Source organism: Stenotrophomonas sp. PS02298, from assembly GCF_029959445.1.
Lineage (GTDB): Bacteria > Pseudomonadota > Gammaproteobacteria > Xanthomonadales > Xanthomonadaceae > Stenotrophomonas.
In genome coordinates this window covers 1-13,468 of record NZ_JASCOR010000123.1, presented here as the reverse complement: position 1 = coordinate 13,468, position 13,468 = coordinate 1, and the positions used below count along the sequence as shown (strand labels likewise).

Here is a 13,468-nt window from a genome sequence, read left to right as displayed (position 1 = left end):
GTACATCGAGATGTTTTACAACCCGACACGGCGACACGGTTCCAATGGCGGCCTGTCCCCGATAGAGTTTGAACGGCAGTACGCACTAAACGGCTGAAGAGTGTCTACAAAAGCCTGGGCGATTCAACCCGACCTCGCCACCAACCCCATAAACCCAGGCATCAAAAAACCCCTGCAGTGAGCGCCCGGCCGCGCGCTCCATCGCCTGCTGGAAATCCGCCGTCACCACCGAGCGCCCATCGTTGGCCTGCGTGTACTCACGCAGCCCGCGCCAGAACAGCTCCTCGCCCAATTCCATGCGCAAGCGGTGCAGCACGTACGCGCCCTTCCTGTAGACCACCGCACGATCATCGGCGCTGGGTTTGTTCCAATCCGGATACACCAACGGACGATCAGCCCCCTTCTCGCGCAGCGCCAACACCCGCTGCTCCCAGCCCTGCACCATCGCCTGGTAGGCAGCCTCGCCCTGCGCCTGCTGCAACCACGCCGCCGTCATGAAGTTGGCGAAACCTTCGTTGAGCCAGAAGTGCTCCCAGCTGGCACAGGTCACGCGTACGCCCCACCATTGATGCGCGGCTTCGTGGGCGATCAAGCCAGTCTGGGTCGGATCATCCAGCACGCCTTTGCCATAGGCCTCCGACATCACCGACAAACCAGCCATTTCCTGGCCGATGGTGTTGGCAACCAGCGCCTGCCGATAGTTGCCTTCATAGGCCAAGCCTGCGCGGGCGGCGAAGAAGTCGAGCATGTCGTCGGTGGCCGCGAACACCTGCCGCAGTTCGGCCTCGGAGCGGTCCTTCGAGTAGAACTGCAAGCGTCCCTGCCGTACGTGCTGATAAGGGCCGGCGGCAAAGCCATAGACAAACGCGGGCGTTGGTTTGCGCAGCTGCCAACGGTGTTCGATACGGCCATCACCGAGCAGGCGCGATGGCAGTTCATCGCCAACCGCCGTCGCATGCAGGTCGCGAGGAAGGCGCAGCGCCAACTGCAGCGTAGCGCGCTCGTCCGGCGCATCCACCGACGGCATCCATTGGCTGGTGGAGAAAATCGTGTAGACCTCGTTGCGTTCGGCGACGAACTCCAGGCCAAAGCGTGGCTTGCCGCGGTAGTGCACGCGTACGTTGCTTTGCTGGCCCGCCGTCAACGTCGCTGCAAGGCTGATGGCCAGTTTTCCATCGGCCTGCTGGAAGCTGAGCGGCTTGTCATCCTGCGTGACCGAATCGATGACCAGCTCACCACTGTCCAGGACCAGCTGTTGCAGTTGGCCTGTGGCGTCGAAACGCACCAGGGTCTCACCCTGCAGCTGACCGGCGGCGATATCCAGATCCAGGCTGGTTGCGTAGTGCTGGATATCGAAATCGCGTGGTTCCGCAGCGAAGACAGATGCGGTCATGGTCGATGCAAACAGTGCCAGCGCGATTCTGCGGTGCATCGGATCATCCCTGATGAAAAATCCGATTGTAGGGCTGTACTGCGGGAATTGTGGGAGCGGCATAAGCCGCGAAGCTGATGCAAAACAAACTGCCGCGATGGCCGCAATTGCAAACATCTTGGCGGCTGTTGCCTTGCCAGCTTCGCGGCTTATGCCGCTCCCACAAAAAAAACAAAAGCAGAGCAAAACAAAACGCCGGCTGTTGGCCGGCGTTTTGTTCAATTCACGCAGGTCGGCCTATCAGCCTTCCCACTTGCCCTGTGCAGCCAGGCCGTTTTCCTTGGCACGCTCGAACACGGTCTTCTGTGCAGCAGCGTAGTTGCCCTTCATGTCCTTGGCCCACAGCTTCAGTGCAGCCTGCTGCATGGCGCGACCGTAGGAGAAGCTCAGCGGCCACGGCAAGGTACCGACCTGGTTCATGGCGTTGAGGTGAGCGGTGGACTGCTCGTCGCTCTGGCCACCGGACAGGAACACCACCCCCGGCAGGATCGCCGGCACGGTCGACTTCAGGCACATCACGGTGGACTCGGCCACTTCCTCGACATCCACCTGCTCGTCACAGGTCTTGCCCGGAATGACCATCGAGGCCTTCAGGATGGTGCCTTCCAGCACCACGTTCTGCTGGTACAGGGCGTCGAACAGCGAACGCAGGGTGGCTTCGGTGACTTCGTAGCAGGTCTCGATGTCGTGGTCGCCGTCCATGATCACTTCCGGCTCAACCATCGGCACCAGGCCGCATTCCTGGCACAGGGCGGCATAACGGGCCAGCGCGTGGGCGTTGGACTCGATGCAGGTGCCCGACGGCATGCTTTCGCCGATGTTGATCACCGCACGCCACTTGGCGAAACGGGCGCCCAGCTTGTAGTACTCCTGCAGGCGCTCACGCAGGCCGTCCAGGCCTTCGGTCACCAGCTCACCGGGGCAGCCGGCCAGCGGGTGTGCACCCTTGTCGACCTTGATGCCCGGGATCATGCCGTTGTCGGCCATGTACTTGGCGAACGGCACGCCGTCCTTGGTCGACTGGCGGATGGTTTCGTCGTACAGGATGGCGCCGGAGATGTGCTCGTTGAGCTTCGGCGTGGTCAGCAGCAGTTCGCGGTAGGCACGACGGTTTTCTTCCGTGTTCTCGATGCCGACGCTTGCGAAGCGCTTGGCAATCGTACCGGTGGATTCGTCAATGGCGATGATGCCCTTGCCCGGGGCGACCATGGCCTGGGCGGTTTCAGCCAGCAGTTCGATGCTCATGAGGTTCCTGTGACAGCGTGCGGGAAAACCCGGATTATAGCCCGGCACGCTCACCGGCTGGCTGCCCGCAAGGTCTGGAATCGGTTTCAGGCTGTCAGGTCAGGACAAAACCTGTCCGCTCCGATCAACTTCTGACCGGAGCGGTGGCTTGTTGCTGGCGTCGCTTACAGGTCGCCCAGACCGCTGGCGCGGCCGTCGTTACCCACTTCCAGCAGGCGCAAGGTGTTGGTGGCGCCATGGGTTTCCATGTGTTCGCCACTGGTGAACACCACGCGATCACCCGCCTGCAGCAGGTTGGACTCGACCAGCAGGCGGATGCTGCCGCGCGCGGCTTCGCGCGGGGTGAAACCACGGCTGTCGAAGTTGATCGGGAACACGTCACGCATCAACGCCATCTGCCGGCGCGCACCGTCATGGCGGGTGACCGCGTAGATCGGCGACTTGGCGCGGAAGCGCGATAGGTAACGCGCGGTACCACCGGATTCGGTCATCGCCACGATGGCGCGCACGCCCACGTGCTGGGACAGGAACATGGTGGCCATGGCGATGGCCTGGTCGGCGCGTTCCAGGTTGCGCGGCGAGGCATTGAAGTCGGTCTCGGTCTGGAACTGGCGCTCGGCGCCCAGGCAGATGCGGGCCATCGCCTCGACCGCCTTGACCGGATAGGCACCGGCCGCGGTTTCGGCCGACAGCATCACCGCATCGGTGCCGTCGATGACCGAGTTGGCCACGTCCAGCACTTCGGCGCGGGTCGGGATCGGGCTCTCGACCATCGACTGCAGCATCTGGGTGGCGGTGATGACCACCTTGTTCTGCGCCAGCGAGGCTTTGATGATCTTCTTCTGCAGGCCCGGCAGCTCGGCGTCGCCGATTTCCACGCCCAGGTCGCCACGCGCCACCATCACCACATCGCTGGCGTCGACGATCTCTTCCAGGTTCTCGATCGCTTCGGTGCGCTCGATCTTGGACACCAGCGCGGCATAGCAGCCATGCGATTCGGCGATCTCACGCGCGTCATTCATATCCTGCGCATTGCGGCAGAACGAGACGGCGATGAAGTCGACGCCGATCTTGGCAACGATGCCGATCAGCTCCTTGTCGCGCTCGGTCAGCGCACCCAATGACAGACCACCGCCCTGCTTGTTCAAACCCTTGCGATCGGACAGCACGCCATCGTTGAGCACGGTATTGATGATGCGCTCGCCCTGCACTTCCACGACCTGCAGCTGCATCAGGCCATCGTCGAGCAGCAGTACGTCGCCCGGCGCCACGTCCTGCGGCAGGCCGAGGTAGCTCACGCCCACCTGGCTGGTGTCACCGGCCGGTGCCGAGGTGCTGGCGATCAGGTCGAAACGGTCGCCGGCCTTCAACGAGATCTTGCCTTCGGCAAAACGCTCGATGCGGATCTTCGGGCCCGGCAGGTCAGCCAGGATGCCGACTTCCACGCCCACGCGCTGGGCAGCGGCACGCACGTCGGCGGCACGCTTGGCCTGGCCGGACGGATCGCCGTGGGAGAAGTTCAAACGCACAACGTTGACGCCGGCGCGGAACAGATCGTCCAGCACCCCTGGCGCGTCAGTTGCCGGCCCGAGGGTGGCGAGGATCTTGGTGCGGCGCTGACGTTCAATCATTGTGCGTGGTCTCCCTAATAGACCGCCGAAAGTAGCACATCCATTGCATGACAACGATGTCGCATACGATTTCATACGACACTTTCTGCTGTGTCCCAAAGACAGGCCAGACAGTCGATCTGGACATACCGTACGGTATGACAACGCGGGACCTATAGCTGACTTGCATAGGTCGATAAGCGAAGGTGATAGCTCAGCACGCGGATGTTGCTGTTGCGTGTTGGATCGGGGAAAAACTTTGCTGCTTCGCAGCAAGAAAAGTTGGCAGCGAAGACATGCCATGGACATCGGGTGACAACCGGGGCGGGCACGGCACGAACGCCAGGAGCTTCTCCGAGAGCCCTTCGGATCGTCATTCCCGCGCAGGCGGGCACGCCGATCTGAAATTGCGCTGAGGTCTGACCGCATGGTGGCTCCGGGTGCCGGAGCCACCACGCATCAAATCCGTCACTCAGCCGCGCAGCACCGCCGCCAACGCATCCGGCGTAGCCGCCAGCGTGCCAGCCCCGGCAGTCTGCAACTCCTCACGACCACCAAAGCCCCACAGCACGCCGACATTGCGCATGCCGTGGTGACGCGCGCCTTCGATGTCCATGCGGCGGTCGCCGATCATCCAGCACTGCGACGCCTGCAACGACAAACGCTGCAAGGCCTCGGCGATCAGCTCCGGCTTGTGGCTGCGCGAACCATCTTCGGTCGCACCGATGATGTCCTCGAAGCAGCCACCAAACGGCAGGTGCTCGACGATACGCCGCGCATGCGGCTCGTTCTTGGCGGTGACCACGGCCAGCCGATGCCCGGCCGCGTGCAGGCCCTGCACGACATCACCGATACCGGCGTAGATGTCGTGTTCCTTCCAACCGTGCGCATCGAAGCGCTCGCGGTACAACTCCACCGCCCGCTCCACGCGCAGGGCGTCGCCAAACAAAGGCTTGAAGCTGGTCCGCAGCGCGGGACCGATCCACTTGCGCAGCTCGGCATCGCCCGGCACCGGATGCTCCATCTGCTCCAGTGCATAGGCCACGCAACGGGTGATGCCGACGGCTGAATCAATCAGCGTGCCATCGAGATCGAAGAAGAAGACATCGCTGCTCACTGGCCGCGAGCCTCCAACGCTGCCACCGCCGGCAAGGTCTTGCCTTCCAGGAACTCCAGGAACGCGCCGCCGCCGGTGGAGATGTAGCTGACCTGCTTGGCGATGCCGTACTTGTCGACCGCGGCCAGGGTGTCGCCACCGCCGGCAATCGAGAACGCATTGGAACTGGCGATGGCCTTGGCCAGCGCTTCCGTACCCTTGCCGAACGCGTCGAACTCGAACACACCGACCGGACCGTTCCAGACCACGGTGCCAGCCTTGGCGATCAGTTCAGCGTACTGGGCTGCAGTCTGCGGGCCGATATCCAGAATCATGTCCTCGGCGCCGACGGCATCCACCGCCTTGACCGTGGCCGGAGCGTCAGCCGCGAATGCGGGCGCCACCACCACGTCGGTCGGCAGCGGGATCTCGGCGCCGCGGGCCTTGGCGTCGGCATCGATCTTGCGCGCGGTGTCGAGCAGGTCGTTCTCGACCAGCGACTTGCCCACGCCATGGCCTTCAGCAGCGATGAAGGTGTTGGCGATGCCGCCACCGACGATCAACTGATCGACCTTGCTGACCAGGCTGGACAGCAGTTCCAGCTTGGTCGAGACCTTGGAGCCGGCAACAATCGCCAGCAGCGGGCGCGCCGGGTTGGCCAGCGCCTTGTCCAGCGCGTCCAGCTCGGCCATCAGCAACGGGCCGCCGGCAGCGATCGGAGCGAAGCGGATCACGCCATGGGTCGAGGCCTGAGCGCGGTGCGCGGTACCGAAGGCGTCCATCACGAACACGTCGCACAGCGCGGCGTACTTCTGCGACAGGGCCTCATCGTCCTTGCCCTCACCCACGTTCATGCGGCAGTTCTCCAGCAGCACGATCTGGCCCGGGGCCACGGCTACGCCGTCCACCCAGTCCTTGACCAGCGGCACGTCCACGCCCAGCAGCTCGGACAGGCGCTTGGCCACCGGCGCCAGCGAATCGGCTTCGCTCCACACGCCTTCCTTGGGACGGCCCAGGTGCGAGGTCACCAATACAGCGGCGCCCTTCTCCAGTGCCAGCTTCAGGGTCGGCAGCGAGGCGGTGATGCGCTGTTCGGAGGTGATCTTTCCGCTCTCGTCGATCGGCACGTTCAGATCCTGGCGGATCAGTACGCGCTTGCCGGAAAGGTCGAGGTCGGTCATGCGAACGATGGACATGGCAGGATCAGCTCCGCAAAGTTGGGGGAAACCGCAATTCTCGCCCGCCCTGCCTGATGGGGCAAACCCAAGGTGCACCGGATGTCGCCACGCCTGCCGCAACCCGAACTGTCCAGCCCCCGCCTGCGCCTGCGCGAAGTCCGGGATGGTGACGCTGCAGCGCTGTTCGCCATCCACAGCGATGCCCGTGTGATGCGCTATTGGAGCTACCCGGCCTGGACCGAGCTGAAGCAGGCCGAACAGAAGATCGCCGACATCCAGCGCCAGCGCCATGAACTGGACATGCTGGTCTGGGCCATTGCCGACGCGGACAGCGACCTGTTGATAGGCAGCAGTGCCATTTTCTACATGGACCTGGCACAGGCCCGTGCCGAGATCGGTTACAGCCTGCACCCCGACTGGCAGGGCCGCGGCCTGGCCAGCGAAGCCCTGCAACTGGTACTTGGCTACGTGTTCAACGAATTGGGGCTGCGCCGCATCGAGGCCGACATCGATCCACGCAACCTACCCTCCTGCCGCCTGGTGGAGAGGTTCGGCTTCGTCCGCGAGGGCCTGCTCCGCGAACGCTGGCAGGTAAACGGCGAGATCTGCGACAGCGCCATCTACGGCCTGCTGCGCCAGGATTTGAAACTGTAGCGCCGAACCATGCTCGGCTGCAGGCCTCACCAGCAACCCACACTACTTGCGGGAGCGGCGTAAGCCGCGAAGCTAGTAGTACGGAAGCTGCCTGAACTGGCAGCAATCGCAGCAATCTTTCCAGCTTTCTTTGCATCAGCTTCGCGGCTCACGCCGCTCCCACAAGTGCATCGCAAAGGCCTCTGCCAAGCATGACTCGGCCCTACATGCTCACAACGGCAAGCGATGAACGATGAAGTTCACTACGTTCTCCATCGCGCCAGGATCAACATTGCTCAATCCGATCACCACGTAGCCCGACTCGGGCAGCACCACCAACGATGTGTTTGCGCCCGGTGCACCACCTTCGTGGCCATATTGCCGCTCCGCACCCTGCCCACTGACCATGAAGCCATAGCCGTACCAGTCCTTGTTGTTCTGCGGTGATGTGGCCAGCGCCAATGACTCAGGCGATATCAGCCGACCAGCACGCAGTGCTTCGGCAAATTTCAGCATGTCGCCAACCGTGCTGTAGCCGCCACCAGCCGACGTGCCTCGCCATGGCAGTGTCTTGGTTTCCTTTACCCACTTACCGGAAACGTTGGCATAGGCGACCGCGCGCCCCGAAACAGCGACCGATTCTGGCTCCGAGCCAGTCGCCCCCATTCCGGCAACACGATAGATATGCCGATCCACGTAGTCGTAATACGACTGCCCGCTCACCGCCTCGATGATCGAGCCGAGCAGGATATAGCCGTAGTTTGAATAACCATCCTCACTGCCCGGGGTCGAGCTCGGCGGCGCGGCACTGGCGAGGCTCCAGTAATCATTCAACATGCGCAAGGATTGCGAGCGCTTCTCGAACTCCTCACCGAACACATCACCAAGGCCACTGGTGTGATTGAGCAGCTGGCGGATGCTGATTGCCCTGGCCACCTCCTGGTTCGGATAATTTTTCAGATGTGTGGCGATCGTTTCATCCAGCGACAGCTTGCCCGCCTCCTGCAACTGCAGGATGGCCACGGCAGTGAACATCTTGTTCAAGGAGGCCAGCCGGAACCGGGTTGTTTCATCGACTCCAACAGCGCGCTCGCGATCTGCGGCGCCGCCATGCCAGGCCAACAGAACCTTGCCGTTCTTCGCCACCAGCAGTGCACCGGACAAGCTGTCGGCTGCACGCGCGGCATCCAGCCTTGCCTTGCCTGCAGCCAGCACCTCTGTCCGTGACATCCGCTGTGGCTTGAATTCATCCGGCAGCTCCATTCCTTCCAGCTGCAGCTTGATGACATCAAATCGATCCTCAGGATCCAGATCCAGCGTCGCCAGCACGCCACGATCGGTCATCTCCGACAGCAAGATCAGCTGCGCGCTTTCCGCCGAGCTGGATTTGATGCCCAACAGTTTGAACGTTCCCAGTGATTGGCGGATGTCCAGAAAACGTTGCGCCTCCTGGCCAACTTTGTAGTCGACCAGGAATGTCTGCAGCGCATCGCGCTCACCGCTGTTGTATGCCGCAAGCCATAGGCTGAAGACCTGCTCGGCGTAGGCATCTGGCAAAGGCTGCCTGGCAGCGGCGACGGTCGAAAAACCAAGCAGAACTGCAACCGCAAATGACTTCAAACGCATAAGCCAACCGATCCTTACCATTGCCGGCGATACCTGTAGTGCCGAGCCATGCTCGGCAGGGGCATTACCGATACATCCCGACTGTAGGAGCGGCGTCAGCCGCGAAGCAGACAAGCCAATGGAGCAAAACCACCCCCTCCCCGGCCCTCCCCTTCGCTTTGCGAAAGGGAGGGAGACAAGCCGGTCAGGCACGTTGGGAAAGCCCCTGCCGAGCATGGCTCGGCACTACCTCAGCTCTGTTATTTTTCCGCACGGCTGCTGCGAATCAGGCTGAACGCAAAACCCGCTACTGCTGCTGCACCGAGCACCAGCACCGACCACAACACGATGTTCTTCCAATCACGCGGGGCTTCGGCCTGCTGGTAGGCAGCATCACCGGCGCGCTGCGCACCCGCACCCAGCGTTGCCGCGACCGGCTGCCATTGCGCGCCGTTGTGCGCGCGCAAGGCTGCCAGCATCGGATCCAACGCCGCCTGCGCGCTACCTTCGTCGGCGCTGCCTGCAACCAACAGGTAGGGCGCTTTGCCTTGTGCAAGAAACACCACGCTGCCGGGGCGATAACCCAGACGCAACGTCGGCGCAGCAGCAGGCACCGCGCCGGGCTCTGCCTGCAGACGCCACTGCCGGTCATCGACGAGGCCCGAGGTTTCCAACGGCGGCGAACGCTGCTGCTTGCCGGCCTGACTGAGGTTCCATGCATTCCAGCCCGTGGTCAGTGTCTGCCACGCCGGCTCACCTTCGGCAGCGCGCGAGCGGTCTTCATCGCGACTGGCGACCGTCCAGCTCACCGCGCTGTTCGACGGCATCACCACGTCCAGGCGCTGCACCGGGAATCGGCCCTGCAGGCGGTACAGGTAGCCATCCTTGCCATTGCCGCCGGCAGCCGCTTGCAGTTCCTGCCATTGCCAATCGCCAACCTCGACCGCATCAGCGAACTCACCGCGCAAGCCCTGCAACTGCGGCGCGCCGCTGCGCTGCAGAGGTACCAGACGCAGATAGCGCAGGCCTGATTCAACCTTGATGCTGTTGCTGCGCAACTCGTTGCCCTGGTTACGCAACTGCACCAGCCGCACCTGCGGATCCAGCACCTGCCAACCACGCAGGTCATCGCTGCCTTCGAGGCGATAACCAAGATCCAGCGTCGCCGCGGCGTCACTCCAATCCACCAGCAGTTTGTGCAACTTGCCCGCCTCGTCGCCCAGGTCGACCAGCCAAACCGGGTCAGCACTACCCGCCGCCCTTGCCGTGCCCACCGAATTGCGGATCGACACCACTTTGCCAGCGGTATCGCGTTCCACCACGACGCTCAGGTCGTCATCACCGCCGGCGCTGGCCGCAGGCAATGCAAACCATTGCAAGGGTGCGATGCGCAGCGCGCCGCCCAGCGGCGTTGCGGCCGCGTACACCGCACTGGCCACCGGCTTGCCATCAGCATCGATCACCCGCACATCGCGCAGGTCACGCCAATGCACGGCGGCATACACCGATGCATCCAGCGGCACCCGGTAGGCGCCAGCATCGGGCTGGGACAACTGCAGCGGCCATTGGCGGGCGAAGTCATCGGCTGCAATTGCGCTGAAAGGCAACAAGGCCAGTACCAGCAGGCGCTTGATCATGCGGTTGTTTCCTCGTTGTTTGTCCCAGCACCCTGCCTCCGTGGCGGTGCTGGCGCCAGCCAGCCCACCAGGGTGCACAGCAGTCCGTAAGCAATGAAGGCGCCGATACCAAGCAGGTCACCCAGGTTGCCGCGATCGATCAGCAGCAGCTTGGCCAACACCACGCTCATCAGGATTGCGCCGGCCAACCACAACCCCCACTGGCCGCGACGCGAGCCGGAAATCCAGCCAACCACGCCCAGCAGGCTCCAGACCACGGTCAGGCTGGTCTGCGCCAGTTTCGTGCCAAGCAGGCTGTCGCTCCACGGCACATCACCCCAGTGATGCACTGCTCGCAGCGTCATCACCGTCACCAGCACCAGCGCGGCCACCGCCGTGCCCACCAGCTGCATCGGCAACACCGCTGCGCCACCGCGCTCGCGCAGGCGCATCGCCAGCAAGGCAAGCACGGCGATCTCCGCAAGCTCCAGCGGGTTGAACACGACCATCCACGGCAGCGGTGCCGCCGAACCAGCACTGGCCAGCGACGTCAGCCACCACAGGCCAAGTGCCGCGAACACGGCGATCTGCAAGGCATTGCGATAGCCATCAAACGCTGCACCCAAAGGCTGCGACAACCACGCCCAGCGGTACATGGACAACACCGCCAGCAGCAGCCACGGCAGCGCCAGCAACATGCCCACCCAACCCTCGGCCAGCGTGAAACGGTCACCGATATGCCAGGCCAACAACGACAACACGGTCGGCCACAGCAACCACCAGGCCAGCTGCGCCAAACCAGCAACCTTGCCGCTGCCAGCGCGCAGGCACATCAGGCTGCGCACACCCAGAACGGCGAACACTGCCCACGCCACCGCGCCGTAACCGGCGAATGGCTGCCCGTATTCGGACACCTGCAGGAAGGCGACCGGGAAGGCCATCAACAAACCGCCCAGCGTGGTCAGGGACAGCGCCAACGCAGGCGCACGCCGCTGCACTTCCGCCGCCAGCCAACCGGTCACACCCAGTAGCAGCAAGACCGCGTGCAGGCGACTGTCGACCTCGACGAAATCACCGATCTCCAGGATCACATTACCCAGCCACCAGGCCAGCGCCCACAGGTAGGCCACAGTCGCCACCTGCAGATTGCCTGCACTTCGGTACCACCATGCGGTGGCGAAGCCGGCCACGGCGATCAGCAAGGCGCCCATGAAGGCGGCGTTGGCAATGGCAATCGTCGCGCCGAGATGGCTGCCCGACACTCCAATCGCCAAGGCCCCGGCAGCGGCCAGTTGCAGGCCAAGACCCGTCCAGCGGGCCAGACGACGGTCCTGGGTCAGACCCAGCCAGACCAGACCCGCACCTTCCAGCGCGAATACCGATGCGGTTGCCTTGGCCGACAAGGCCAAGGGCACCGCCAAGGTGGCGAATCCGACTGCGAGAATGGCATAGCCACGTGCCAGCACATTCATGCGCTCGTTGTTGATCAACGCGCGCGCCAATACTGCGTACAACGCCGCCACGCCCAGTGCACAGAACGCCAGGGGCATGCGATCGCCGTGCAGCAACGCTGCCTGCAACGAGAATGCGACCAGCGGCGTACCGAACAACAGGCAGCCATCGATGCGCGCACTGCCAGCGCTGCTGGCCTTGCGGGCATACAACAAGGGCAACAACAGATAAAACACGAAGAACAGCACCAGGAATGGCTCGGTGCTGTTGAAATTGGCCGGGGTGTACTTCAACACACCCCAGGCCGTGCCAATGCCCCAGGTGAAGGCAAACCCCAGCAGGTTGAGGATGCGCCACGGCCGCACCCAGGCGATGGCGAAGATGCCGGCATTGAGCAGTGCGTAGTACGAGAACAGGGCCACATGATTGCCACTGCCGTCGGACAACCAGATCGGCGCCATGAAGCCAGCCAGTACACCGAGAATGGCCAGGGTTCTGCTTTCCTGCAGCACCGCCATCACCGACAGGCCGGCAATCAACACCACACTCAATGCAAATGCGGCGCCAGTGCCGATCATTCCGTGGTTCTTGCAGGCGGAGAACACCACCAGCAACAGGATGCCGATCATGCCGCCCTGCATCGCCAGCGCGAAGGTGCGGTGGCTCTCGCGCTTGCGCCACGCAAATACCAGACCTGCCAAGGCTGCGGCACTGATGCCGGCCAGACGCAGGCTCGGCGGCACCACGAACCAGCCCTGGTCGCTTGCGTACTTCAGCAGTGCGGCAACACCGGCCAGCAGCACCAGCATGCCAACCTTGACCGGCACATTGCCGCTGGTCAGCCATTGTTTGGCGTAGGCAAGCGCGCGCTCGACGAAGTTCGGTTCGGCAGGCTCAGCAGGCGTCCAGGTCCGCTCCGGCGGCGGTTCGCGGCGGACGGGAATGGCGCGGCGCGGCTCGCCTGCCAGTGGATCGAGCGGGTCTGCCCTGGGCGGCAACGGCGGTGGTGCTGGCGACGCAGCGACAGGTTCAGCCGGGTGCGCCGGCGATGCAACCGCCAGCGGCTCGATCACGGCCTCATCTGCCTCGGGCCCGGGGGCAGGCTCGGGCTCCGCCCAGGCGTGGGGCCGGATCGCCTCGGCGCGCTGCCTGCGTGGTGCGGCTTCGGCTTCCGTCTCGCCAGCATCCAGTCGCTCTTCCAGTGCCGCCACGCGGCGCTTGAGCGAGGACACCGATACCAGGGCAACCACCAGCAACACCGGCATCGCCAGTGCGGCCAGTACCAGCAGCACAATCAACAACACCCAACCCTCGTCCATTGATCATCCTTGTGCACCTGAACGTGCTGCATCACCTTATCGGGGCCGCCTGAAAACGCAAGACGCCCCCAGTCAGCTTCAGCCCGTGCTTTGCAGCGCAATGCTTTCAGCCCGGGCGTTTGACCCGCGTGGAGCCCCAGACTGCACTTTTGTGGGAGCGGCGCAAGCCGCGAAGCCGGTAGATCATCAGATGGCACACATACCAAGGGTTTCAGCAGCCTCAGCTTCGCGGCTTACGCCCAGTCTCTTATACACAACTCCGCGCCCACGACACGTAACTTG

The 13,468-nt window shown here is 63.6% G+C and carries 9 protein-coding genes; 1 reads left to right on the top strand and 8 read right to left on the bottom strand.

Annotated elements, in window-relative coordinates:
- Positions 1–85: 85 nt before the first annotated feature.
- From QMX78_RS15905 to QMX78_RS15885, 5 genes are all read right to left on the bottom strand, one after another.
- Positions 86–1,432, bottom strand: coding sequence for a M1 family metallopeptidase (locus tag QMX78_RS15905; RefSeq protein WP_282271311.1), 1,347 nt, complete (start codon positions 1,430–1,432; stop codon positions 86–88).
- Between the two features lie 240 nt (positions 1,433–1,672).
- A complete protein-coding gene (locus tag QMX78_RS15900; RefSeq protein ID WP_282271310.1) occupies positions 1,673–2,677 on the bottom strand; it encodes a class I fructose-bisphosphate aldolase in 1,005 nt (334 codons plus the stop codon).
- A gap of 164 nt (positions 2,678–2,841) precedes the next feature.
- Positions 2,842–4,308 (bottom strand): pyruvate kinase, encoded by a 1,467-nt coding sequence (gene pyk / locus QMX78_RS15895; RefSeq protein ID WP_282271308.1) that lies wholly within the window; start codon positions 4,306–4,308, stop codon positions 2,842–2,844.
- Between the two features lie 451 nt (positions 4,309–4,759).
- A complete protein-coding gene (locus QMX78_RS15890) occupies positions 4,760–5,404 on the bottom strand; it encodes an HAD-IA family hydrolase (RefSeq protein ID WP_282271306.1) in 645 nt (214 codons plus the stop codon).
- Complete coding sequence (locus QMX78_RS15885; RefSeq protein ID WP_282271304.1) at positions 5,401–6,579, bottom strand: phosphoglycerate kinase; 1,179 nt, start codon at positions 6,577–6,579, stop codon at positions 5,401–5,403. The genes QMX78_RS15890 and QMX78_RS15885 overlap by 4 nt, the downstream gene beginning before the upstream one ends.
- Positions 6,580–6,660: 81 nt before the next feature.
- Here QMX78_RS15885 and QMX78_RS15880 point away from each other — a divergent pair, with 81 nt between their 5' ends.
- Positions 6,661–7,215, top strand: coding sequence for a GNAT family protein (locus QMX78_RS15880; RefSeq protein ID WP_282271302.1), 555 nt, complete (start codon positions 6,661–6,663; stop codon positions 7,213–7,215).
- A gap of 210 nt (positions 7,216–7,425) precedes the next feature.
- Here QMX78_RS15880 and QMX78_RS15875 read toward each other — a convergent pair whose 3' ends face one another.
- Genes QMX78_RS15875 through QMX78_RS15865 form a run of 3 tightly spaced genes read right to left on the bottom strand, consistent with a single transcriptional unit; the run spans position 7,426 to position 13,186 of the window.
- Complete coding sequence (locus tag QMX78_RS15875) at positions 7,426–9,036, bottom strand: serine hydrolase domain-containing protein (RefSeq protein WP_282271300.1); 1,611 nt, start codon at positions 9,034–9,036, stop codon at positions 7,426–7,428.
- Between the two features lie 23 nt (positions 9,037–9,059).
- Positions 9,060–10,436, bottom strand: a complete 1,377-nt coding sequence (locus QMX78_RS15870; RefSeq protein ID WP_282271298.1) for a DUF3999 domain-containing protein — start codon at positions 10,434–10,436, stop codon at positions 9,060–9,062.
- A complete protein-coding gene (locus QMX78_RS15865; protein ID WP_282271296.1) occupies positions 10,433–13,186 on the bottom strand; it encodes a DUF2339 domain-containing protein in 2,754 nt (917 codons plus the stop codon). Before QMX78_RS15865 ends, QMX78_RS15870 begins: the two co-directional genes overlap by 4 nt.
- Positions 13,187–13,468 lie beyond the last annotated feature (282 nt).

What these genes read in the sequence shown, in the direction of transcription:
- QMX78_RS15905 (WP_282271311.1), bottom strand. Translation starts at nt 1,432, where the DNA reads ATGCACCGCAGAATCGCGCTGGCACTGTTTGCATCGACCATGACCGCA.
- QMX78_RS15900 (WP_282271310.1), bottom strand. Translation starts at nt 2,677, where the DNA reads ATGAGCATCGAACTGCTGGCTGAAACCGCCCAGGCCATGGTCGCCCCG.
- pyk (WP_282271308.1), bottom strand. Translation starts at nt 4,308, where the DNA reads ATGATTGAACGTCAGCGCCGCACCAAGATCCTCGCCACCCTCGGGCCG.
- QMX78_RS15885 (WP_282271304.1), bottom strand. Translation starts at nt 6,579, where the DNA reads ATGTCCATCGTTCGCATGACCGACCTCGACCTTTCCGGCAAGCGCGTA.
- QMX78_RS15880 (WP_282271302.1), top strand. Translation starts at nt 6,661, where the DNA reads ATGTCGCCACGCCTGCCGCAACCCGAACTGTCCAGCCCCCGCCTGCGC.
- QMX78_RS15875 (WP_282271300.1), bottom strand. Translation starts at nt 9,036, where the DNA reads ATGCTCGGCAGGGGCTTTCCCAACGTGCCTGACCGGCTTGTCTCCCTC.
- QMX78_RS15870 (WP_282271298.1), bottom strand. Translation starts at nt 10,436, where the DNA reads ATGATCAAGCGCCTGCTGGTACTGGCCTTGTTGCCTTTCAGCGCAATT.
- QMX78_RS15865 (WP_282271296.1), bottom strand. Translation starts at nt 13,186, where the DNA reads ATGGACGAGGGTTGGGTGTTGTTGATTGTGCTGCTGGTACTGGCCGCA.